Origin of the sequence: Gordonia alkaliphila (assembly GCF_023017165.1) — a bacterium.
In the GTDB taxonomy this organism is placed as follows: domain Bacteria; phylum Actinomycetota; class Actinomycetes; order Mycobacteriales; family Mycobacteriaceae; genus Gordonia; species Gordonia alkaliphila.
Genome location: NZ_JALKBW010000001.1, coordinates 88,504 through 110,827 on the forward strand (window position 1 = coordinate 88,504; position 22,324 = coordinate 110,827).

Sequence of the window (22,324 nt, forward strand, 5' to 3'; positions counted from 1 at the left end):
TGGTCCGGCGTACCCGCTGCCTTGTGCTAGGTCAGGTCAAGAGCCAGGCGATCAGCACCAGCACCATCAGCCCGGCGAGCGCCCAGGTGACTTTGGAACGAAACATGCGTCAGACCCCTACTCCGTGATCGTCGCTCACATCGCGCCGATCGAACTGCGAAAACACCCAGACGACCAGGAGATTCACGACCCAGGCGACTCCGGTGGCCAGGGGGATCAGGACGACGAGCGTCACCAGCAGCTGCGGCACGAACGACAGTCCGGTCAGCCATTCCTCGATGCCGTCCCACCACGACAGGAAACCGCTCACCGCCACCTCCGCCTTGCCCGTCCACTTAATCCCACGCTGACTTAAACCAGGCTACTCGGTCGCGGCGACCAGCCCGCGCCGACGCAGGAGCGGCTCGATCGTCGCCGGCTGCCCCAGGAGCCCGGCGTGCGCGGCCACCGGGTCGACGCTGTCGCCGCGCGACAGCACCGCATCGGCGAAGGCCAGGCCCAGTTCCCGTTGCAGCCCACCGCTTTTCAGGAACCACTGCTCGGTCTCGGCATCCAGGATCTCGGACCAGATGTAGCTGTAGTACGCCGACGAGTACCCGCCGCCGAAAATGTGATTGAAATAGCTGCTTCGGTAGCGCGGCGGGATCAGTGGCGACGCCAGACCGGCATCGGCGAGCGCCTGCGCCTCGAAGGCGAGCACGTCGGCGGGAACCTCGTCGACACCGAGCCGATGCCAGGCGAGGTCGAGGGCCGCGGCCGCGAGGTATTCGATGGTCGAGTGCGCCGAGTCGACGTCGCCCGCCGCCCGCACCGCGTCGAGCAGTGCGGCGGGAGCGGGTGCACCGGTCTCCGCGTGCCGCGCGTACCGCGTCACGACGTCCGGGTGGAGGGCCCACATCTCGTTGACCTGCGAGGGGAACTCGACGAAGTCCCGTGGCACCGACGTGCCCGACTGCGACACGAACTCCACCGCCGACAGCAGACCGTGCACCGCGTGCCCGAACTCGTGGAAGGCGGTCACCAGCTGGTCCAACGACAGCAGGCACGGCTCCCCCGCCTCCGGCTTGGTCAGGTTCAGGACGTTGACCACGATCGGCCGGGTCTCGAGCTGCGTGGACTGGTCCACCACCGTGTTCATCCACGCGCCGCCGCGCTTGGACGGTCGGGCGAAGAAGTCGCCGACGAACAGGCCGATCCCGGCGCCGTCGGCGTCGGACACCTCCCACACCCGCACGTCGGGGTGGTAGCCGTGCAGGTCGGGGCGCTCGGTGAACGCCAGGCCGTACAGCGCACCGGCCGCGGCGAACACGCCGTCGTTCAGCACGGCGTCGAGCTCGCAGTACTGCTCGAACTCGTCGACGCCGCCCGCCGCCGCCGCGCCCGGTGCGTCCGCTGTGGCGCGCTGTTCGGCGGCCAGTGCGAACGTCACGTCCTCGGGGCGCAGCGCTGCGCCGTGCCGCTGCGTCAGCCGGGCCAGCTCTCGCTCGGATGCCGCCATCGCCGCCGTCCCCAGGTCGCGGAGCAGATCGGCGACGGCCGCCGGATCCGGCGCGGTCTCCTCGGCGATCACGAACTCCGCGTGGTTGGCGTAGCCGAGCAACTGCGCCCGCCGGGCCCGCAGCTGCACGATCTCCAGAATCATTGCGCGCGTGTCGTTCTCGTTGCCGCGAGCACACCGGTCGATGGATGCCTGGAAGACGCGGGCGCGCACCGCCGGCACCGTCAGCTTGGCCACCGACGACTGGCTGGTGGGCAGTTCCAGGGCGATCAGGTGGCCGTCGACGCCCGCCTGCTCGGCGGCCCGTCGTGCCGCCGCGATCTCCCCGGCCGACAGCCCGTCCAGGTCGGCGGCCTGGAGCACCTGCACCGCGGAGGCGTTGGTATCGTCGAGCAGCTTCTGGGAGAACTCGGTGGTCAGCGTGGCCAACCGCGCCGCGATGGCGCGCATCTCGGCCTGCCCCGCCGCATCGAGCGCCGCCCCGGCCCGCACCGCGTCGCGATACTTGCGTTCGGTCAGGCGCCGCTGCGGCTCGCTGAGCCCGAGTGCGTCGCGGTGGTCGTAGACCTCCGCGATGCGCGCGAACAGCGCCGGGTTCATCGCGATCGTCGCGTGGTGCTCGGTGAGGCGCACCGCGAGTTCCTGCGCGATCCGCGCGCGCTGCGGATTGCTGTCGGCCCCTTCGAGATTGAAGAAGATGCCGTTGGCGCGGGCCAGCAGTCGACCGGTCGCCTCCAGCGCGCCGACCGTGTTCGCGAACGTCGGCGGCTCCGGATCCTCGGCGATCGCCGCCACCTCGGCCAGGTGCGCGGGCAGCGCGAGGTCGTAGGCGGGCAGGAAGTCGTCGTCGGAGATCCGCGCGAAGTCCGGCAGGTCGTACGGGAGTCCGGAGTCGGCCAGCACCGGCGAGGCGGCGTAATCACTCATACGCCCCACTCTGCCATTCGCGCGGGGACCGCCGCGCCGGGGACTACTTGCCCTTCGGCTTGTCGCCCGCCTCGGTGCTCAACGCCGCCACGAAGGCCTCCTGCGGGACGTCGACGCGGCCGATCGTCTTCATCCGCTTCTTGCCTTCCTTCTGCTTCTCCAGCAGCTTGCGCTTACGGCTGATGTCGCCGCCGTAGCACTTGGCGAGCACGTCCTTACGGATGGCGCGGATGTTCTCGCGGGCGATGATGCGCGCGCCGATGGCGGCCTGAATGGGCACCTCGAACTGCTGACGCGGGATCAGGTCCTTGAGCTTGAGCGCCATCTTGTTGCCATAGGCGTAGGCGGCATCCTTGTGCACGATCGCACTGAAGGCGTCGACCGCTTCGCCCTGCAGCAGGATGTCGACCTTCACCAGATCGGCTTCCTGCTCGCCGGCCTCCTCGTAGTCGAGGCTGGCGTAGCCGCGGGTGCGCGACTTCAGCGCGTCGAAGAAGTCGAAGATGATCTCCGCCATCGGCATCGTGTAGCGCAGCTCCACGCGGGTCTCGGACAGGTAGTCCATGCCGCCGAGCTCGCCGCGCCGCGACTGGCACAGCTCCATGATGGCGCCGATGAACTCGCTCGGCGCGATGACGGTGGTCTTGACGACCGGCTCGAAGATGCTGCGCGTCTTGCCTTCCGGCCAGTCCGACGGGTTGGTGACGATGCGCTCGGAACCGTCGTCGAGCACCACGCGGTACACCACGTTGGGGGCGGTGGAGATCAGGTCGAGGCCGAACTCGCGTTCCAGGCGCTCGCGGGTGATCTCCATGTGCAGCAGGCCGAGGAAGCCGCAGCGGAAGCCGAAGCCCAGGGCCACCGACGTCTCTCCGGCTCGTAGGTCAGCGCCGCGTCGTTGAGCTGCAGCTTCTCCAGCGCTTCGCGCAGCACCGGATAGTCCGAGCCGTCCAGCGGGTACAGGCCCGAATAGACCATCGGCTGCGGCTCGCGGTAGCCGGTGAGCGGCTCGGGGGCGCCGCCCCGGGCGGTGGTGACGGTGTCACCGACCTTGGACTGGCGCACGTCCTTCACGCCGGTGATGAGGTAGCCCACCTCGCCGACACCCAGGCCGGCCGACGCCTTGGACTCGGGCGAGACGATGCCCACCTCGAGCAGCTCGTGGGTGGTGCCGGTCGACATCATCGCAATCTTCTCGCGCGGCAGGATCTTGCCGTCGACCACGCGGACGTAGGTCACCACGCCGCGATAGGTGTCGTAGACCGAGTCGAAGATCATGGCGCGCGCGGGGCCGTCCGCGTCGCCGACCGGGGCCGGGATCTGCGCGATCGCTGCGTCGATCAACTCGGGGACGCCGACGCCGGTCTTGCCGGACACCCGCAGGACGTCCTCGGGTTCGCAGCCGACGATGTGCGCGATCTCCGCGGCGTAGCGGTCCGGGTCGGCCGCGGGCAGGTCGATCTTGTTGAGCACCGGAATGATGGTGAGGTCGTTCTCCATCGCCAGGTACAGGTTCGCCAGCGTCTGGGCCTCGATGCCCTGCGCGGCGTCGACCAGCAGAATCGCACCTTCGCAGGCCTCCAGTGCGCGCGAGACCTCGTAGGTGAAGTCGACGTGGCCGGGGGTGTCGATGAGGTGGATGACGTAGTCGGTCTTGGTGCCGTCGTCCTCGGTGATGGTCCACGGCAGACGCACGTTCTGCGCCTTGATCGTGATGCCGCGCTCGCGCTCGATGTCCATCTTGTCGAGGTACTGGGCCCGCATGTCGCGATCGGCGACGACGCCGGTCAGCTGCAGCATGCGGTCGGCCAGCGTCGACTTGCCGTGGTCGATGTGCGCGATGATGCAGAAGTTCCGGATCCGGGAAGGATCGGTGAACGTCTTGTCGGCGAAGGTGGAAATGGCAACTGCTCCTTGGGGCGAAGGTTCGTCGTCATTCTCTCACGAGAACTGTCGGACCCCGACCAGCGTCAGCAGCGGACCGGCCGCGCCGCGCTCGACGCGGCACCGATGGAGGTCTGGGCGCCGATAGGGTGAACGCCATGACTACGCCCGACGCGCTCGTCCACGCTGACGGAGTGGCCGCTGCCCTGGCCTGCCCGAAGAGTCCGCGCGGCCTGGTGATCCTGGCGCACGGAGCCGGCAGCGACCGCGACTCGGTGCTGCTGCGCACACTGTCGGACGCGTTGACCGCCCGCGGGTGGGCCGTCGCCCGCATCGACCTGCCGTATCGACAGCAGCGCCCCAAGGGTCCGCCGTCGCCGTCCAAGGCGGCCGCCGACCGCGAGGGCATCCGGGCCGCCGTCGCCGCGCTCCGCCCGTCGGTGCCCGACGGCCCACTCATCGTGGGCGGGCAGTCGTACGGCGGCAGGCAGGCCTCCATGCTGCTGGCGGAGGATCCGACGGTGGCCGCCGGTCTGCTGCTGACGTCCTATCCGCTGCACCCGCCCGGCAAGCCGGAGAAGGCCCGCACCGAGCACCTGTCGCGCATCACCACGCCGACGCTGATCATCCACGGCCGCAGCGATGCTTTCGCCACCTCGGACGAGATCGCCGCCGCGGCAACACTCTTCGCGGGCCCGGTGCGCGTCGTCGAGGTCGACCGCGCCGATCACGGCCTCAAACCCGAACGCAGCGGCGTCGGCGAGCTGACCGCCGTCGCGGTCGACGAGTTCTTCCCCCGTTCCGAACTCGAGGAGGATCACGCGTGACCACGCAGCGCCGCGGCCCGCTCGCCACCCGGCCCACCGGCGACCTCGCGCGCGAGATCGTCTACGCCCCCGACCTGGACGGTGCCGCCGACCCGGGCGAGATCGTGTGGACGTGGGTGCCGTTCGAAGAGGACGCCACGCAGGGCAAGGACCGACCGGTCCTCGTCGTCGGACGGCAGGGTCCGGAACTGCTCGGCCTGATGCTGTCCTCGCAGGACTACCACCGGAACGACGACGACTGGCTCAGCGTCGGCTCCGGCGCCTGGGACCGCAACGAGCGGGAGAGCTTCGTCCGTCTCGACCGCGTGCTGGTCGTCGAGGAACACGGCATCCGTCGCGAAGGCGCGATCTGCTCCCGCGACGCGTTCGAGGCAGTCGCCGACCAACTCCGGTCGCGCTACAACTGGGGCTGAACGCTCGGCCGCTCAGCGCTGCTGCAGGCGATCGCGCAATCCGATCGCACGACGCTTGACCCGTCGCGCCACGTCGCGCGCCTGCGTCTTCAGCGCGGGCCGCGGCTCCGGGTTGGGCATCGTCTTGATCCAGTACGCAAGGGCGTCCAGTCCGGCTTCCAGCGCCTGCTCGGGGGTGGGCGGCGGAGCCTCGTCGACGTCGACGGACAGATCCACGCGCAGGTCGTCGAGCGTCCCGGTGACCGCGTAGCCCGCACCTTCCAGGGTGGCGATCATGTCGTTGGACTGCTCGGCGGCCCAGACCCGCTGCTCCGCGGTGAGCCCGAGCGGCTTGCCGGCGCTGGTCGCCCGCAGCGCTTCACCGATGAAGCGGCGCTTGACGATGCCCTCGTAGCGCCACCAGTCGATGTCGGCGGGCTGGATCCGACTGTTGAGGCGGCGCAGGAACTCGGTCTGCGCCGCCGACAGCGACGTGTTGTCGCGCTCGCCGACCTTCGGCAGCACCGCCGGGTCGACGCCCAGCACCGACAGGAACCGCTCCCACAGGCCGTCGCCCGGCTGCGCGGTACCGGCGGCCGGCACGGTGACGATGTGCATGCGCTCGGGCGGAAGCACCTTCGCCCACTTCTCCACCACGGCCAGGTAGTCCTGGTACTCCCAGAACGGCTCCTCGGCGAAGCCGTCGGCCACCGGATCGGCGTGCCGGTAGCGCGCCACCGACGCCAGGAAGTCGTCGAACGACGCCGGTCGCTGATTCTTGACGTTCTCCTGCCACACCGACGGCAGCTGGCGCGCGAGGTCCCGGACGGTGAGGACCATGTGCACTTCGTCGGCGAACGACAGATCGTCCATCAGCGTCGCGATGTGCTGATCCTTGGCGTTGGCGTACAGCTCGTGGGAGACCACCGACTTCCCGGGCCAGGCCTTCATCTGCGCCACCATCCGCGGCCAGGCGCCGGCCCGCTCCGGGGTGGCCCACGCCAGGTAGCGCTCGGGCTGCAGGTGGGCGGCCGCGTGGAAGTGGTCCTCCATCGTCACGCCCGGGTAGAGCAGGTCGGCCTTCTCCAGCGCGAGGTCGCGATTCACCCACAGCCGATCCTGCAGGTGGGTGGTCCCGGTCTTGGGCAGTCCGACGTGGACGTAGACAATCGACATAATGCTGCTCAGCATAGGTCGCGGCGCACCGCGTCGACCGACGGACCCGCCGCGCGCCGGCGGGCGCGCACCGGCGGATTTGGGGCGGCCCTACCCCGCTGGTAATCTAGAACGCTGTTGCAGTGACATCGGACCGCGAGCCTGGCGAACGGTCCGATCGGGCAGGTCGTTCGGCGATCTCCCACCGCACGTCAAACGAGAAAAAGCGCAGTCGCAGACGCGGCTGACCAAGGATGTAAGGAAATACGCGTGGCAAACATCAAGTCGCAGATCAAGCGGAACAAGACCAACGAGGCTGCCCGCCAGCGCAACCAGTCGGTGCGCAGCGCCCTCCGTACCGCTCTCCGCAACTTCCGCGAGACCGTCGCCGGTGGCGACAAGGACCAGGCCGCAGCTCAGCTGGTCACAACCAGCCGCGCGCTCGACAAGGCCGCCAGCAAGGGCATCATCCACAAGAACCAGGCCGCCAACAAGAAGTCGGCCATGGCTGTGGCAGTCAACAAGCTCTGATCGGCCCGCGGCTCACGCCGCACCCTGCATGAGGCCCCCGCGGTCTCGCATAGCTTCCTGCGTTCACCCCGACGATATCCACGCGGTCGTCGGGGTGTTCGTCGTCTCCGGGACAGACGCGATGGTGTCCCGACGGCCTCCGGCGCGCCGGGACCGGCTCAGCGACCGCGGCGAGGACGCAGCTGGGCGACGGTGGACACCGCGTGCTCGAGCGCGTAGTCGGCGTCAGCGGCCTGGCCCTTGACCGCGCCGTTGAGATCGGCGACGACGAGGACGGCCTGACCGATCGACGCGGAGTCCCAGGCGCGCGCCTGCGTCTGCACCTTCCCCACCCGGCCCGGCGGCATGCCGAGCTCGGAGGCGATCGAGTACTTGTCGCCCGGCCCGAACGAACGCACCCGGGCGATCGCGTGCACGGCCTCGGCGAGCGCGTCGGCCAGCAGCACCCGTGCGGTGCCGCGGTGCTGGGCCCAGGTCAGCGCTTCCAGTGCTCCGGCGAGGTCGCCGGTCACCGCCTTGTCGGCCACCTCGAAACCGGTCACTTCCGGGCGCCCCACGTAATAGGTCCGCACCGCGGCCTCGTCGACCTTGCCGCCGGTGTCCGACACCAGCTGGTGGCAGGCCGCCGACAACTCGCGCAAGTCCGAGCCGACCAGATCGGTCACCAGTTCCACCACGTCGGCGCTGACCCGCACGCCCAGGCCGCGGAACTCGGTGCGGACGAAGTCGACGCGCTCGGACGGCCACTTCGGGGCGGCGCACTCGAATTCGACGGCGCCCGCCGTGCGCAGCTCCCCGACCATCGCCTTCTGTCGGCCGCCGCCGGTGTGGATCACCATCATCGTGATGCCCTCGGGCAGCGACTTCGCGGTGGCGGTGATCAGCCCGGCGGGTTCCTTACCCGCCTCGGCCGCCGACTCCACCACCACGATGCGGTCCTCGGCGAACAGCGACGGGCTCAGCAGCTCGGCCAGTTCCGGCCCGGTCACCTCGCCGGCCCGCACGCGCGTCACCGGCACGTCCTCCCCGGTGTCCCGGGATTGCTGCGCCGCGACCTGTTTGATGACCCGACCGGTCAAGAAGTCGTCGTCGCCCAACAGCAGATACAGCCGATCGCTCACGTCGACCATCGTGCCATGCACCCCCGACGGCAGCGCCGCCCAGTCGCTCCCCGGCGCGCTCGCGGGCCCGCCAGACCAGCGCGGCGAAGATCCCGATGAGCGTCACCACGATCGCCGCCTGCCACCCCGGCACCTGCGGCGCCGACCACGCGTGCCCGCCCAGCCCCTGCGCGCAGGCGACCAGCCACCACATCTCCGGTCCGGTCGCCCGGATCAGCCACTCGGCGACCAGCGCGCCGACCCCCGACATCGCACCGATCGCCCCCACCAGGGCCGCCACCGTCCCGAGCAACGCGATCACCCCCACCACCGGGGCCACGAGCAGATTCGCCGGCAGCGACACCAGGCTGACGCGGTCGGAGATCGCGATCACCAGCGGTGTGGTCAGGATCTGCGCCGCCATCGTCATCGCCAACAGCACTGCCACCGGCTCGGGCACGCGGCGGACCATCCACCACTGCCGCAGCGGTGCCGCCCACAGCACCAGCCCGAGCGTGGCCACCACCGACAGCGCGAAACCCGGCCCCACCGCCATCTGCGGCCAGAACAGCAGTACCACGACCACCGCCGCCCCCAGCGCGGGCAGCGCCTGCGCGCGCCGCGCCGCCAACGCCCCGAGTAGGCCGACCCCGCCCATCACCGCCGCCCGCAGCACGCTGTCGGTGGGCCGCACCAGGATCACGAAGCCGAACATGGTCGCCAGGCCCACCGCCACCGTCAGCCGCGTCGACGCCCCGGCGAGTCGGACCGCGAGCACCACCGCACCGCACACGAGGGAGAAGTTGGCACCGGAGACCGCGGTCAAGTGGGTGAGGCCGGCCGCGGAGAAGTCGGTGCGCAACTGCTGATCGAGCAGCCCCGTGTCGCCGAGCACCAGTCCCGGAAACAGACCGGCCGCCTGCGGCGGCAGGGCTCGCGCCGACAGCTCGCGCAACCGGGAGCGGACCTGACCCGCCCACCGCTGCCACGGCGGCGCCTGCGCCACCACCCGCGGTTCGTCGACGGCGGTGAGGCGCGCCGCCACCAATCGGTTCGCGGGCCCCGGCGGCGGTGGTCGCACCCGCACGCGGACCGAAAGGCGCTGTCCCGGAACAGTTTCCGGCAGCTGCGTGGCACGGGTCAGGAGCACTGCGTCGACGGCCCGCAACTGCCGCCCACCCGCCTCCAGAACCCGTACCGGCAGCGCGGCTCCCCCGTTGCCGGCGAAGACCCGCGGATCGCCGGACACCTGCAGCACGACCGGCGGTTTGCCGTCCAGGTCCCGGACCGGCGACGACTCCACCAGTGCGATCCGGATCGCGCACACCGCACCGGCGGCAGCGGCCACTCCGCACACGCCCAGGACGGTGGCCGCGAGCGCCGCCCGCCGGTGACGCCAGCCGAACCACCCCGCGGCCGCGGCGACCGTCCACGTCGCGGTCAGCACCAGCGTGACAGGCAGCGGTGTGGCGAGCGCGATCGCGCAGGTGCCCCAGCACGCCGCGGCCGGTCCCGCGAGGCGCAGGTCGACGGCCATCAGCCCACGGTCACCGCGTCGCGGAGCTTGGCCAGTCGTGCGGGGCCGATGCCGTCCACGTCGGCGAGCTGGTCCACCGAGGTGAAGCCCCCGTGCTGCTCCCGCCAGGCGATGATCGCCTGCGCCGTGACCGGTCCGACGCCGGGCAGGGTGTCCAGCTCGGCGAGGGTGGCGGTGTTGAGGTCGACCTTCGCCGCGGCGCCGCCGGCCCCGGGTGCGACAGGCGAGCGGCCGGCGCTCGCACCGTCGCCGGCCACCGGTCCCGCGCCGGAGGACACCACGGCGCTGCGCACCGAGCCGACCGCGGGATCGCGCGTGCCGACGAGGACCTGATCGCCGTCGTGCAGGATCTGCGCCAGGTTCAGGCTCAGCACGTCGGCCTGCGCGCGTGCGCCCCCGGCCTGCTCCAGCGCCTGGGCCACCCGAGAGTCGGGCGCCAGCCGGACCAGCCCCGGCTTGTGCACCAGACCGGCGACGCTCACCACGATCTCGGTCGCCGCGGCGCTCGAGGGCGCACTACTCGCCGACGGGCTGCCTTCCGCGCCGGGCGATCCGCCGGACTCCGCGGTGGGCGTCGGCCCGGCCGACGCCGGAAAGTTCACGAGCGGCGCCGCGGGCTCGGTGTTCCGCAGCAGGGTGAAGCCCGCGATGACACAGGCAATGACCCCGAGACCGATCAGGGCGAGCGCCGCGGGCGGGAGCATGGTCAACCGCCGCTTCGGCGGTGCACCCCAGTCGTCCTCATCGTCCTCATCGGGCTCCTCCCCAACGAGTTCGCGCTCGTCGAGATCGTCCCCGTTCCCGTCGTACTCCGCGTCCCCGTCGCGCGCGTCGAGCACTTCGCTCCAGCCGCTCTCGCTCGCCGCGCTGGAGTTCTCGTCGCAGGCCTCCGCGCCTCCGCTAGGATCGCCGCGCCCGGCCCACGCCCGACGGCCCGCCGGCGTGTCCAACCAGGCCGGAATCGCGGTGGCGCCCCACTCGTCCGCACCCCATTCTTCGGCCGACTGCTCATCGTCGGACCGGCGCGCGGACGACTCGACCGGTTCGGTACGCGGTCCCGGGACGAGGCGCGGACGCGGCAGCACCCGATCGAGTGGACTGTTCGCTGCGGTGGAAGATCGCCTGGCCATGCCGCGACGGTAGACCGCCCCAGCCGCCGCTACGAGGCCGTCACGGGGCCTCCTGTGGACAGCCGCCGTTGTCCACACGGTCCCGACCCCACCGGTGGCGCGTACTTCCCCGCCCGAGCACCCGCGGGCTAGTCGACTTCGGAGTTCACTGGCACCGAGCGACCCTCCGTGGTCAATATGACCAAGGAGGGTCGCTCTGTGCCAGTGAAGTCGCGCGAGAGTCAGTCGAGGGGCTGCAGACCGCGGCCGACCGTGACGCCGACGGCGCCGCGGCCGACGTGAATGCCGAGCACCGGGCCCAACTCCACCACCAGCGACGACGTCACGTTCGGCAGCCGATCCACCACGCTCTGGTGCACCTGCACCGCCAGCTCGGGCGCGTGGCAGTGCTGGATCGCCACCGTCACCTCGTCGGAGCCCACCGACTCGACGATGGTGTCGACCATCTTCTTGACGGCCTTGGTCATGGTCCGCTGCCGCTCGAGCAGGGCGAGCACGCCGTCGGACATCTGCAGGATCGGCTTGATCGACAGCGCCGACGCCAGCAGATGGCCCGCGGTGCTGATCCGGCCGCTGTTGCGCAGGTTCTCCAGGGTCTGCACGCACATCAACGACTCGGCGGTCGCCGCGGCGCGCACCGCCGCCTCGTACACGGCATCGCGGTCGGCGCCGGCCTCGGCCGCCTGCGCGGCCGCCAGCACGGTGAGCCCGACGGACACCCCGGCGGCGCGGGAGTCCACCACCCGCAGCACGTCACCCAACTCCTCGGCCGCCAACCGCGCTGCCGCCCACGTGCCCGACAGTCGACGGGACATGTGCACGGCCACCACGCCGTCGCCGTCGCTGCGTTCGAGGGCCTCGCGGTAGGCGTCGATGAGGTCCTGTGGGTTCGCACCGGAGGTGGTGGCGCCCGGCGTGGAGATCACGTCGCTGGAGATGTCGTCGACACCTTCGAGATACTCGGTGCCGTCGGGCATGCTCACATGCAGCGGGACCTGCACGATTCCGTAGCGGTCGGCCAGTGACGCGGGCAACCGCGACGACGAGTCGGTGACGACGATGACAGGCACCCCTACAACTTAGCCGGAGCGCTCAACCTCGCTCGCGCCGCCCGGGAGCTGTGCGGCCACCGCGGGCGCGACCAGCTCGGCGATCGCCGCGTGGGTGCGCAGGCCCCAGTGGATGCCGTCGGGGTTCATCGTCTCCGGCGCGTCGGTGAAATCGACGGAGGTGATCGGGAAGAAGTCGACCACCGCCAGGTCATGCTCGTGCGCCCACCGCTCGATGGCCGCACTGGTCGGCACGCGCCCCGGATGGGCGTAGCCGTAGTACGGGCTCGCATGCGTGGGCGGCAGCGCGACGACGATCGGCAACTCCGGACGCAGGTGCGCCAGGGAGGCGCGCACCTTCTCGTAGTAGCCGACGGTCACCGCGGGCGGCAACGCCATCGGCCAGCCGAGCGACGACAGGCGCGGCTGCAGCCAGCCGTACGCGCCGCGCACCCGCTCGCGCAGGCTCGCGGGCCGCACGTAGCGGATCTGTTCGCGCAGCGCCGTCGGCAGCGGCGACGGCAACGAGTCCATCCCGCCGTACGCCAGCACCACCACGTCGGCCGTGCTCAGGTCTGACCACAGGCGCGGATCCTGGGTCACCGCCCACCAGATGTCGCGGCTGGTCCACCCGATGCGCGCGTGCAGCTCCACGTGGCGCCCCAGCGCGGCACCGACCCGGTTGGGCCAGATCTGCGGGTCGTGCGCGGCCAGCCCGCCGACCGGCCCATAGAACGACAGTGAGTCCGCGAGCACCAGGATCGATCCGGGTTCGCAGCCCGGCGCGGTCTCCGGGCTCACTGCACGCCCGGATCGGCGGTGTCGGGCGCGTGGTTCCACACGTCCAGGGCGTTCCAGACGTCCAGCCGCCAGGTCGGCTTCTCGCCGGGCAAGCTGTGGCCGGACAACTGCACCCAGCTCGTGTTCGCCAGACCCCCGAGCACCGGCCAGTTGGCGACCGGCAGATCCAGCAGGCGGGCGGTCATCGCGGCGATCACGCCGCCGTGCGCCACCAGCACCACGGGCGATTCCGGGCGGTCGCCCTGGCCCCAGTCGCGGATCTCGTCGACGAGTTCGGTCACCACCGGCACGGCGCGGGCGGCGACGTCGACGCGACTCTCCCCGCCGGGCGGGGTCCACGTGGCGTCGTCGCGCCAGATACGGCGCGCCCCCGGCATGGCGGCGTCGACCTCGTGATGCGTCAAGCCCTGCCAGTAGCCCAGGTGCGTCTCACGCAGGCGCGAATCGGTGATGACGTCCAGACCGGTCTCGGCGCCGAGCGCCAGCGCGGTGTCGTAGGCGCGGTTGAGATCCGACGACAGGATCATCCGCGGCGAGCGGGCCGCCAGGACCTTGGCCGCGCGGGCGGCCTGCGCCACGCCGGCCTCGGACAGTTCGGTGTTCAGGTGTCCCTGCATGCGACGGGCGACGTTGTATTCAGTCTGCCCGTGGCGGAACAGGACGAGCCGCCGCACGATCGGCGTGAGGCGCTCGACGCTGGTGTCTCCCTCATCGGGCCCGAAACTCATGCCTCGTCCGTGTCGGAACCACCGGCGGCAGCCTGCTCGAGGCCCTCGATCTCCACGATCGGGCCGTCGGCCCAGAGTCGCTCGATGCCATAGAACTCGCGCTCATCACCGTGCTGCACGTGGATCACGACATCGCCGTAGTCGAGCAGCGCCCAGCGACCCTCGCGGGTGCCTTCGCGGCGCAGCGGCTGGTGGCCGGCCTCGCGGAGGCGATCCTCGATCTCCTCGGTGATCGCGTTGACCTGACGTTCGTTGTCGGCCGAGGCGATCAGGAACAGGTCGGTGATCACCAGCAGTTCGGAGACGTCGATGACGACGACGTTCTCGGCCTTGCGGGCGGCGGCGGCGTGGGCGGCGATCGTCGCCAGCGCGCGTGCCTCTTGGGTAGCGGTCACGTGGTTTCCTTTCGATACAGGCCGTGTTTGCTGATGTACTGGACCACCCCGTCGGGCACCAGATACCAGACCGGGCGGCCCTCCCGGGCCCGAGCACGACAGTCCGTGGACGAGATCGCCAGAGCGGGGATCTCCATGGTCTGCAGCGCGTCGGCCGGCTTGGTCGCCAGATAGTCGTCCAAATGCGAAGCGTCGAGGGCGTATCCGGGTCGCGAGACCCCGATGAAGTTCGCCAGCTCGAATAATGCTTCCCAATTCTGCCAGGTCAGAATGGTCTCCAGCGCATCGGCTCCGGTGATGAAGAAGAGTTCATCGTCCGGGTACTCGCGGCGCAGGTCGCCGAGGGTGTCCACGGTGTAGGTGATGCCGGAGCGGTCGATGTCGACCCGGCTGACGGTGAAGTCCGGGTTCGACGCGGTCGCAATGACCGTCATCAGATAGCGGTGCTCGGCCGGGGACACCGACCGGGAGACGCCGCCGTCCTCGGTGCCTTCCTTCTGCCAGGGTCGTCCGGTCGGCACGAAGATCACCTCGTCGAGGCCGAACCGGTGCGCCACTTCGCTGCCCGCGACCAGGTGTCCGTTGTGGATCGGATCGAAGGTGCCGCCCATGACACCGATGCGGCGCGGGGTGTACGGCACGTCGGACATGGATGCAGAGCTTACGCGGGCCGGATGCGCCCCCGCGCCGGGCATCACACCGGCAGCAGCTTTCCGATCACCTGACCGAGTTGTTCGGCATTGCGGCATTCGTACATCTCGATCACCTCGCCGTACCGGCCGGCGATGGAGTCGCCGGTGTCCCAGTTCTCTCGGCGCTCCGGATTGAGCCAGTACGCGTTGCGCACCCGATCCCGCAGCGCCGCAAGCGCATCGACGCTCGACAGCGCGTAATTGTTGCGCGCGTCGCCCAGGATCAGGAGGGCGCCGCGATGGGTCAGCGAGTCGAGGTAGTGCTCCACGAAGCCGCGCAGCATGTGCCCGTAGTCCGAATGACCGTCGCGCGTGCTGATCCGCGCCTCACTGAGCATGGTGGTCATCCGCTCGCCGAACTGGTCGTCGGCGTTGGACCGGTCGAAGTAGTCGGTCACCTCGTCGACGGTGTCGACGAACGCGAACACCCGCACGTTCGAAAACTGTTGGCGCAGTGCGTAAACCAGCTGCAGGGTGAACGAACTGAACCCGGAGACCGAACCGGAGACGTCGCAGATCACCACCAGTTCGGGCTTGCCGGGACGCGGCTTGCGGCGCCGCAGGTCGATCGGCACGCCGCCGGTCGACATCGACGCCCGCAGCGTGGAACGGATGTCGACGGCGCCGCGGTTGTTGCGTCGTCGACGGAACTCCAGCTTCGCCGCGAGCAGCCGGGCGATCGGGTCGATGGTGCGCCGCAGTTTGACCATGTCCTGGGGGTTGGCCGAGAAGAAGTCGATCTGCTCGGGCAGCTTCGGCACCGCGTACGCGGCCACCTCGTCGCGCCCGCGCAGCGCCGACATCCGACGCTGCACCTCGGTCTCCACCGCCGCCCGCAGCGCCAGCGTCGCATCCCGCGCGGCCCGACGGGTCAACGCGTCCGTGCCGGCCCGCTCCCCCTCCTCGCGGGGGATGCCGGCCGCCATGGCGGCCGCGATCCGGGCGATCAGCGTCTGCGGCGAGATCGCCGACATCGCCTGGTACACCGAGAAACTCTCGCCGCGCGCCGACTCATATCGGCCCACCTCGTTGACGATGGCAGCCACCAGCTGATCGAAACGGCCGTCGGCGACGGCCTCCTCGTCGGCCAGGATCTCGGCGGTCAGCTCGCGCAGCGCCGCCACGTCCACCTCGCCGTCGTCGGTGCGCGGCACGTCGACCGCGCCGGCCCGTGCGCTGTGCCCCAACGGGAACCACAGCTCGAAGCAGAGGTCGAAGGTGTCGCGGTGCAGGTGATCGGACAGCAGCGTCGCGGCCAGCCCCTCCCGCAGGCTGGTGCGGTCGAGCAGGTCGAGCACTTCCATCGCCTGCCCGGCGTCGATCAGGTTCGACGGCCCCACCACGATGCCCCGTCCGCGCAGGTCCTCGACGAACCCGGTGAGGGTGTCGACCAGTTCCTGGGCGGAAGCCGCCTGTGGGAGAGCCGTGGAGGCGGGCCTGGCGGAGTCGGCCACGTCAGTCCAGCTTCAGCTCGCGCACCGCGGTGAGCACGTCGGCGCGGTGCTTGAGGACCACGCCGAGCGTGCGCTTGAGCAGCGAGTCGGAGACCCGGCCGTCGTGCTCCTCGGGCGTGCCGGTCACCATGGCCAGCAACGTGTTGCCCCAGTCGATGGTCTCGGCCACCGACGGCTTCTTCCGGATGTCCAGGCCGCGCAGCACACCCACGATGCGCACCACCTCGGCGGCCAGGTTCTCCGGCAGATTCGGCACCCGGGAGGCGAGGATCTCGCGTTCGAGGTCGGCGTCGGGGAAGTCGATGTATAGGTACAGGCAGCGCCGCTTGAGGGCTTCGGAGAGCTCCCGGTTGGCGTTGGAGGTCAGCAACACGATAGGACGACGCTGCGCGACGACGGTCCCCATCTCCGGGATGGTGATCGCGAAATCGGACAGGATCTCCAGCAGGAGGCCCTCCATGTCGACGTCCGCCTTGTCGATCTCGTCGATCAGCAGCACGGTCGGCTCGGTACGAGAGATCGCCGTGAGGAGCGGGCGGGCCAGCAGGAACTCTTCGGAGAAGATGTCGTCTTTGGTGGCGTCCCAGTCGCGCTGACCGGCCGCCTGAATCGCGAGGATCTGCTTGGCGTGGTTCCACTCGTACAGGGCGCGGGCCTCGTCGATGCCCTCGTAGCACTGCAAGCGCACCAGGTCCGCGCCGGTGGCGGCGGCGATGGCGCGGGCCAGCTCGGTCTTGCCGACGCCGGCCGGCCCCTCCACCAGCAGCGGCTTGCCGAGCCGGTCGGCCAGGTAGGTGGCGGTGGCGGTCGCCTCGTCGGCGAGGTAGCCGGTGGTCTTGAGCTTGGCCACCACGTCGGTCGTGCTCGTGAAGCTCGGCACGATGGCCTCTGCCGCGGCGGCGGTCATGCCGGACGAACCTGTCCGTCGCCCCACACGATCCATTTCGACGAGGTGAGCTCGGGCAGCCCCATCGGGCCGCGGGCGTGCAGCTTCTGCGTCGAGATGCCGATCTCGGCGCCGAAGCCGAACTGCTCGCCGTCGGTGAACGCGGTGGAGGCGTTGACCATGACGGCGGCGGCGTCCACGCGGGCGGTGAAGTCGCGGGCCGCCGACGACTCACCGGTGATGATGGCTTCGGTGTGACCGGTCCCGTAGGTCTCGATGTGCTCGACAGCCGCGTCGAGGTCGTCGACCACCTTCACGGCGACGTCCAGCGACAGGTACTCGGCGTGCCAGTCGTCCTCGGTGGCCGGCACCATGCCGGGCTCCTCGCCGTGCACGGTGACGCCCTGCTCGGTGAGCGCGGTGACGATCGGTGCGAGGGCGACGTCGGCGATGGCCTTGTCGATGAGCACCGTCTCGACGGTGTTGCACACGCTGGGTCGACGCGTCTTGGCGTTCACGATGACGCTGCGCGCGGTGTCCAGATCGGCGGCCGAATGGACATAGATGTGGCAGTTGCCCGAGCCGGTCTCGATGGTCGGCACCTTCGCGTTCTCGACGATGGCCGCGATCAGGCCGGCCCCACCGCGCGGAATCACCACGTCGACGAGGCCGCGCGCCTGGATCAGCGCGGTGACGCTCGCACGATCCTCGCTGGGCAGCAGCGACACCGCGTCCGGGTTGAGGCCGTGCTCGGCGACCACGCCACGCAGCACCTCGACGAGGGCCTTGTTCGAGCTGGCGGCCGACGACGAGCCGCGCAGCAGCACGGCGTTGCCCGCCTTGAACGAGATGCCGAAGCCGTCGACGGTCACGTTGGGCCGCGCCTCGTAGACGAAGCCGACCACGCCGAGCGGGACCCGCACCTGGCGCAGTTCCAGACCGTTGGGCAGGGTCTTGCCCTGCACCACCACGCCGACCGGGTCGGGCAGCGCCGCCACCTGGCGCAGGCCGCCGGTGATCCCGGCGACGCGCTCGGGGGTCAGGCGCAGCCGGTCCACCAGGGAGGCCTCGGTGCCTGCGGCTTCGGCGCGAGCCACATCGTCGGCGTTGGCGGCCAACAGCTCCGCGGCGGCGGCGTCGAGCGCATCGGCCGCGGCCAGCAGCACCTCGTTCTTGGTCGCCGTGGTCAGGGTGGCCAGTTCGCGGGCGGCCTTCTTCGCGGCCTGCGCCTGCGCGCGGACCACGTCGTCGACGGACTGCGCGTCGCGGATCTCCGGGGTGCTCACACTCATGCGTCCAGGTTAGACGTCGACGACGAGGGACCGCCGTCCGCGGTGGGCCGATCCGCACGTCGAGCGTTCTCGCCGGCGCCGGCGCCCCCACCACCCGACCAGCAGCCGCCGACCCACCCGTCGAGGCACGTCAACGCCTCCGGGCACGCCCTCAGCTGCGGGGCTGGAGGACGTGATCGACACGTCCGACGGCCGCCTTCGTGACATGATCGCGGGGTGAAGAAGATCGGTAAATGGCTCACCTGGTCCGGCCTCGCTATCGCCGTGGTGTCGGTGATCGTCGGCATCGTCCTCGCGGTCATCGGCCTCGGCAAGGTCGCCGACACGGTCAACGAGTCGTTTCGGGTCGACGGCCCGACCACGCACGTGGCCGAGGCGAATTCGAGCCTGTGGCTCTACGCCTCCGGCACCGGCAGCGTTGTTCCGAGCTGCTCCGCCGCCGGTCCCGCCACGGTCCAACAGAGCACGGCGTCCAGCGATACGTCCTTCGACTTCAACAGCGACAGGGTGACCATGTTCGGGAAGCTGCACTTCCCCGAGGCCGGCACCTACACGATCGACTGCGACACCGCCGGCGTGGTCGCCGGACCTGAGATCTCGGCGTCGAGCATCGTCACCGGCGCGGGCGGGATCCTGCTCGCCGTGTTCGGCGGCGGACTCGGCGGCCTGCTCCTGGTGATCGGCGTGATCCTGTGGGCCGTCGGCGCCAGCCGCGCCAAGAACGCTCCGCCGATCGCCTGGCAGCCCGACGCGCAGCAGTACCCGATGAGCGGCTACCCCGGACAGCCCAACCAGCAATACCCCGGCCAGCAATACCCCGGCCAGCAATACCCCGGCCAGCAGTACCCGAACCAGCCCGGCTATCAGCCCGGCGCACCGGACGCCTACCGGCCCCACACGCCCGACGAGCAGCCGCCGACCAACCCGTAGGCGCGCGGCCCCGCCGGGCGTCACCCCGCTGAACATTCCCCCAACGCTGCTGCCAGCGTGCGGCGCGAGGCTTCGTCGACCGCGAGCCGGTAGGCCGCCGAGACGGTCAGAAAGCCGATCGCGTACTGGCACCAGAAGCCGCGGAGTGCGGGCATCCACCGGCCCGGTTCGAGGTCGGACTTGGCCTGATTGCTGGGCCCGTCGACGGCCAGCAGATTGGCCGGGTCATTCGCGAACGCCATCCGCCGCGGCGCCGGCCAGGCCCACGCGCCCATGTCCCATGCATAGGCCAGCGGCACCACGTGGTCGATCTGCACCTGCGCGGAGCCCGCTCCTCGCGCGAACGCGATCTCGCGTCCGCTGTACGGACTGCGCAGGCGGCCGGCGGCGACCGCGGCCGGACAGCTGGTCGTCGCGACCGACTTCGTGACCGCGAGATCGCGCCGAAGAATGTCGTTGCGGGTGTCGCAGCCGTTGCCGGCCGCGCCGACGCCTCCGTGATCGGTCCATGCCTGGCCGAACGCCGAGCGTTGATAATCGACGGGCGGTCGCAGCCGAGCGGCCACCACGTGCAGTCCGGCCAACGCCGCGCGCGCCTGCGCGACCCGCTCGGCAGGCACCGACGGCGCCTGCCGCGGCGTCGGCAGACCGAGGCCGACGGCGACGAGCACCGCGGTCAGCGCGAACCCGACCAGCAGTGCCCAGTGCCGCCCGGTCAGCGGAATCCGGCCGTCGCGGCGCCGACGGCTCGCGGTGGTGATCCGTCGAGCGATGTCCTGCCGTAGTGCGCGCATAGTGGGCCCCGGGATTTAGACGCGGCGGCCGCCGCTCCGGTTCCCGCGACACCCGCGGCCGCACCTCAGGACTTCTCGAGGTATCCCAGCTTGGAGGGCAGCAACACGCCGTCGACCAGCGCGGCCAGCGCCGGATGCTCGGCCAGCGGCAGGTCGGCGAGCACGATCTCGGTGGCGAGTTCACGCGCATCGGCGATGACGTCGGCGTCGTCGAGCAGCGACAGGAAGTGCAACGACGACTTGCCGCCGGACTGCAGTGAACCGAGGACGTCGCCTTCGCGCCGCGCCTCCAGGTCGATCCGCGCCAGCTCGAAACCGTCGTTGGAGTCGGCCACCGCCTTCAGTCGCGTGTGCGAGCTGCTGCCGGGTGTCGCGGTGGTCATCAGGAGGCACAGACCGGCGTGCCGACCACGACCGACGCGACCGCGGAGCTGGTGCAGCTGGCTCACACCGAAGCGTTCGGCGTTGACGATCACCATCATCGTCGCGTTGGGCACGTCTACACCCACCTCGATGACGGTGGTGGAGACCAGGACGTCCAGCTCCCCGCGGGTGAACCGGTCCATCACCTCGTTCTTCTCGTCGCCGGGCATCCGGCCGTGCAGATAGTCGATCGACCGGTGTGCGAGCGGTCCGGACTCGGAGAGCTCCTGCCACTGGTCGAGCACCGAGACCTCGTCGGCGTCGGGGTTGGACTTCTCGTCGCCGATCCGCGTGCACACCACATACACCTGGCGCCCCTGATCCACCTCTTCGGCGGCGCGCTGCCAAACTCGGTCGACCCATTTCTCCAGGGACATCGGAACGACGGTGGTGGCGATGGGCTGCCGACCGCGCGGCAGCTCGGTGAGGACCGAGGTCTCCAGGTCGCCGAAGGTGATCATCGCGACGGTCCGTGGGATGGGCGTCGCGGTCATCACCAAGAAGTGCGGCCGGTTGATTCTGCCCTTGGCGCGCAACACGTCTCGCTGCTCCACGCCGAACCGGTGCTGTTCGTCGACCACCACCATGCCGAGATCGAAGAAGTCGACCTTGTCCTCCAGCAGCGCGTGAGTGCCGATGACGATCCCGGCCTGCCCGGTCACGATGTCGAGCAGGTTCTGCTTGCGTTCGGCCGTCTTCTGGGAGCCGGTCAGCAGCGCCACCTGGGTGGCGCCGTCCGCGGCACCCAGCTGACCGCCGCGCGCGAGATCGCCCAGCATGGTCAGGACGGTCCGATGATGCTGTGCGGCAAGCACTTCGGTGGGCGCCAGAATCGCGCACTGGTGGCCGTTGTCCACCACCCGCAGCATCACCAGCAGCGAGACGAGCGTCTTGCCCGAACCCACCTCGCCCTGCAGGAGCCGGTTCATCGGGTGCGCGGCGCCGATGTCGGCGGCGATCTCGTCGATCACCGCGCGCTGTCCGACGGTCAGCTCGAACGGCAGTCGCTCGAGCAGCTGATCCTCGAGCCCGCCGGGCACGTGCGGGCAGGCGTGCGCCGATTCGGTGCCCGCGGCGATCCTGTTCTGCGCCAACGCCGTCTGCACCGCGAGCGCTTCGTCGAACTTGAGCCGCTCGGCGGCGGCAGCGACGTCCTTCATCGAATCGGGCAGGTGGATGCGGCGGATCGCCTCGTCGCTCGTCATCAGACCGCGACTGGTCCGCTGCTGTTCGGTGAGCGCGTCGGGCGTCGGCCCGAGCGCGCCCAGGATCTGTCGCACCGCCCGCCAGATCTCCCAGGTCTGCACCTTCTTGGTGGCCGGATACATCGGCACCACGTCGCGCGAGAAGGAGTCCATGTCCTCGGCGGTGGCGACGCGGTCGGGATCCTGCTCGGCCTGCTCGACGTACATGTCGGCCAGCAGTCCGGTGCCGATCGGGTCGGCGTGGTCCAGGTCGGGCAGGATCAGCCACTCGGGGTGCGACAGTTGGATCTGACCGCGGAAGTACTTCACCGTGCCCGCGAGCCCCATGCGCGTCCCGCGCGTCAGCTTGCTCTTCATCCACTTCGCGTTGAAGAAGCTGACCTCGTATTCGCGGCGCCCGTCTTCGACCACCACTTTGAGGAAGCTGCCCGGTTTGCGCTTCATCGGGATCATCTCGGTGCGGACCACGTGTCCCATCACGTTGATCCAGCTGCCGGCTTCGGGCAGTTCCAGGTCCGACGTGTCGCCGCGGGCCAGGTAGCGGCGAGGCACGTAGCGCAGCAGCTCGCCCACCGTCGCCAACTCCAGGTCGGCGAGCTTGGCCACCAGGGCCGGATCCAGCGCCGTCTTCGACAGCGGGGTGGTCAGCGTCAGTGGCACCCCGTCGGCGCGCGCCGTCTCGCTTTCGGCCATG

At 70.4% G+C, this 22,324-nt stretch carries 20 protein-coding genes and 2 pseudogenes; 5 read left to right on the forward strand and 17 right to left on the reverse strand.

The genetic code is table 11. The annotated features are described in order from the left end of the window. Positions 1-109: 109 nt before the first annotated feature. The 3 genes and pseudogenes from MUG78_RS00430 to lepA all read right to left on the reverse strand — a co-directional run bounded on the left by MUG78_RS00430 (position 110) and on the right by lepA (position 4,327). A complete protein-coding gene (locus tag MUG78_RS00430; protein ID WP_246991165.1) occupies positions 110-310 on the reverse strand; it encodes a hypothetical protein in 201 nt (66 codons plus the stop codon). Positions 311-361: 51 nt separating this feature from the next. Beyond that, positions 362-2,425: a M3 family metallopeptidase gene (locus MUG78_RS00435; RefSeq protein WP_246991167.1), complete on the reverse strand. Its 2,064-nt coding sequence runs from the start codon at positions 2,423-2,425 to the stop codon at positions 362-364. A 43-nt stretch (positions 2,426-2,468) separates the two neighbouring features. Beyond that, positions 2,469-4,327: pseudogene (lepA, locus tag MUG78_RS00440) on the reverse strand (translation elongation factor 4). On the opposite strand from lepA, the gene MUG78_RS00445 reads away from it, so the two are divergent. The 3 genes from MUG78_RS00445 to MUG78_RS00455 are packed head-to-tail and all read left to right on the forward strand — an operon-like array spanning position 4,250 to position 5,549. Further along, positions 4,250-4,462 (forward strand): hypothetical protein, encoded by a 213-nt coding sequence (locus MUG78_RS00445; RefSeq protein ID WP_246991171.1) that lies wholly within the window; start codon positions 4,250-4,252, stop codon positions 4,460-4,462. The pseudogene lepA and the gene MUG78_RS00445 sit on opposite strands and share 78 nt — an antisense overlap. A gap of 5 nt (positions 4,463-4,467) precedes the next feature. Beyond that, positions 4,468-5,136, forward strand: a complete 669-nt coding sequence (locus tag MUG78_RS00450) for an alpha/beta hydrolase family protein (RefSeq protein WP_246991173.1) — start codon at positions 4,468-4,470, stop codon at positions 5,134-5,136. After that, positions 5,133-5,549: a type II toxin-antitoxin system PemK/MazF family toxin gene (locus MUG78_RS00455; protein ID WP_246991176.1), complete on the forward strand. Its 417-nt coding sequence runs from the start codon at positions 5,133-5,135 to the stop codon at positions 5,547-5,549. Before MUG78_RS00450 ends, MUG78_RS00455 begins: the two co-directional genes overlap by 4 nt. Positions 5,550-5,561: 12 nt before the next feature. Here the strand turns inward: MUG78_RS00455 and MUG78_RS00460 are convergent, their stop codons facing one another. After that, on the reverse strand, positions 5,562-6,704 hold the full coding sequence (locus MUG78_RS00460) for a sulfotransferase family protein (protein WP_246996714.1): 1,143 nt from the start codon (positions 6,702-6,704) through the stop codon (positions 5,562-5,564). Positions 6,705-6,953: 249 nt separating this feature from the next. On the opposite strand from MUG78_RS00460, the gene rpsT reads away from it, so the two are divergent. Continuing rightward, positions 6,954-7,214 carry a 30S ribosomal protein S20 gene (gene rpsT / locus MUG78_RS00465; RefSeq protein WP_246991180.1) on the forward strand — a complete coding sequence of 87 codons (261 nt, stop codon included), beginning with the start codon at positions 6,954-6,956 and terminating at the stop codon, positions 7,212-7,214. A 158-nt stretch (positions 7,215-7,372) separates the two neighbouring features. On the opposite strand, the gene holA is transcribed toward rpsT, so the two are convergent. The 11 genes and pseudogenes from holA to MUG78_RS00520 form a co-directional block, all read right to left on the reverse strand. Further along, positions 7,373-8,344: a DNA polymerase III subunit delta gene (gene holA, locus MUG78_RS00470; protein WP_372493066.1), complete on the reverse strand. Its 972-nt coding sequence runs from the start codon at positions 8,342-8,344 to the stop codon at positions 7,373-7,375. 73 nt (positions 8,345-8,417) lie between these two features. Next, positions 8,418-9,851, reverse strand: a pseudogene (locus MUG78_RS00475) (ComEC/Rec2 family competence protein); the annotation flags it as partial. After that, positions 9,851-10,981, reverse strand: a complete 1,131-nt coding sequence (locus tag MUG78_RS00480; RefSeq protein WP_246991188.1) for a helix-hairpin-helix domain-containing protein — start codon at positions 10,979-10,981, stop codon at positions 9,851-9,853. The gene MUG78_RS00480 and the pseudogene MUG78_RS00475, both read right to left, overlap by 1 nt. Before the next feature lie 221 nt (positions 10,982-11,202). Beyond that, positions 11,203-12,051, reverse strand: coding sequence for a DegV family protein (locus tag MUG78_RS00485; RefSeq protein ID WP_246991189.1), 849 nt, complete (start codon positions 12,049-12,051; stop codon positions 11,203-11,205). Positions 12,052-12,060: 9 nt separating this feature from the next. Beyond that, positions 12,061-12,831, reverse strand: a complete 771-nt coding sequence (octT, locus tag MUG78_RS00490; RefSeq protein ID WP_246991200.1) for a diglucosylglycerate octanoyltransferase — start codon at positions 12,829-12,831, stop codon at positions 12,061-12,063. Beyond that, entirely contained in the window at positions 12,828-13,559 is a 732-nt protein-coding gene (locus MUG78_RS00495) for a histidine phosphatase family protein (RefSeq protein ID WP_246991203.1), read from the reverse strand. The genes octT and MUG78_RS00495 overlap by 4 nt, the downstream gene beginning before the upstream one ends. Next, on the reverse strand, positions 13,556-13,954 hold the full coding sequence (gene rsfS, locus MUG78_RS00500; protein WP_246991207.1) for a ribosome silencing factor: 399 nt from the start codon (positions 13,952-13,954) through the stop codon (positions 13,556-13,558). Before rsfS ends, MUG78_RS00495 begins: the two co-directional genes overlap by 4 nt. Further along, on the reverse strand, positions 13,951-14,604 hold the full coding sequence (nadD, locus tag MUG78_RS00505) for a nicotinate-nucleotide adenylyltransferase (RefSeq protein WP_246991209.1): 654 nt from the start codon (positions 14,602-14,604) through the stop codon (positions 13,951-13,953). The genes rsfS and nadD overlap by 4 nt, the downstream gene beginning before the upstream one ends. Before the next feature lie 44 nt (positions 14,605-14,648). Next, positions 14,649-16,100 carry a VWA domain-containing protein gene (locus tag MUG78_RS00510; protein ID WP_246991212.1) on the reverse strand — a complete coding sequence of 484 codons (1,452 nt, stop codon included), beginning with the start codon at positions 16,098-16,100 and terminating at the stop codon, positions 14,649-14,651. Position 16,101: 1 nt separating this feature from the next. Further along, entirely contained in the window at positions 16,102-17,007 is a 906-nt protein-coding gene (locus tag MUG78_RS00515) for an AAA family ATPase (RefSeq protein ID WP_246991215.1), read from the reverse strand. Further along, entirely contained in the window at positions 17,004-18,278 is a 1,275-nt protein-coding gene (locus tag MUG78_RS00520; protein WP_246991218.1) for a glutamate-5-semialdehyde dehydrogenase, read from the reverse strand. Before MUG78_RS00520 ends, MUG78_RS00515 begins: the two co-directional genes overlap by 4 nt. Positions 18,279-18,494: 216 nt before the next feature. Between MUG78_RS00520 and MUG78_RS00525 the strand changes: the two genes are divergently transcribed. After that, a complete protein-coding gene (locus MUG78_RS00525; protein ID WP_246991221.1) occupies positions 18,495-19,208 on the forward strand; it encodes a hypothetical protein in 714 nt (237 codons plus the stop codon). Between the two features lie 20 nt (positions 19,209-19,228). Here MUG78_RS00525 and MUG78_RS00530 read toward each other — a convergent pair whose 3' ends face one another. Together MUG78_RS00530 and MUG78_RS00535 are read right to left on the reverse strand one after the other, a co-directional pair. After that, positions 19,229-20,002 (reverse strand): HNH endonuclease family protein, encoded by a 774-nt coding sequence (locus MUG78_RS00530; RefSeq protein WP_246991224.1) that lies wholly within the window; start codon positions 20,000-20,002, stop codon positions 19,229-19,231. 65 nt (positions 20,003-20,067) lie between these two features. Next, positions 20,068-22,323, reverse strand: coding sequence for an ATP-dependent DNA helicase RecG (locus MUG78_RS00535; protein ID WP_246991227.1), 2,256 nt, complete (start codon positions 22,321-22,323; stop codon positions 20,068-20,070). Position 22,324 lies beyond the last annotated feature (1 nt).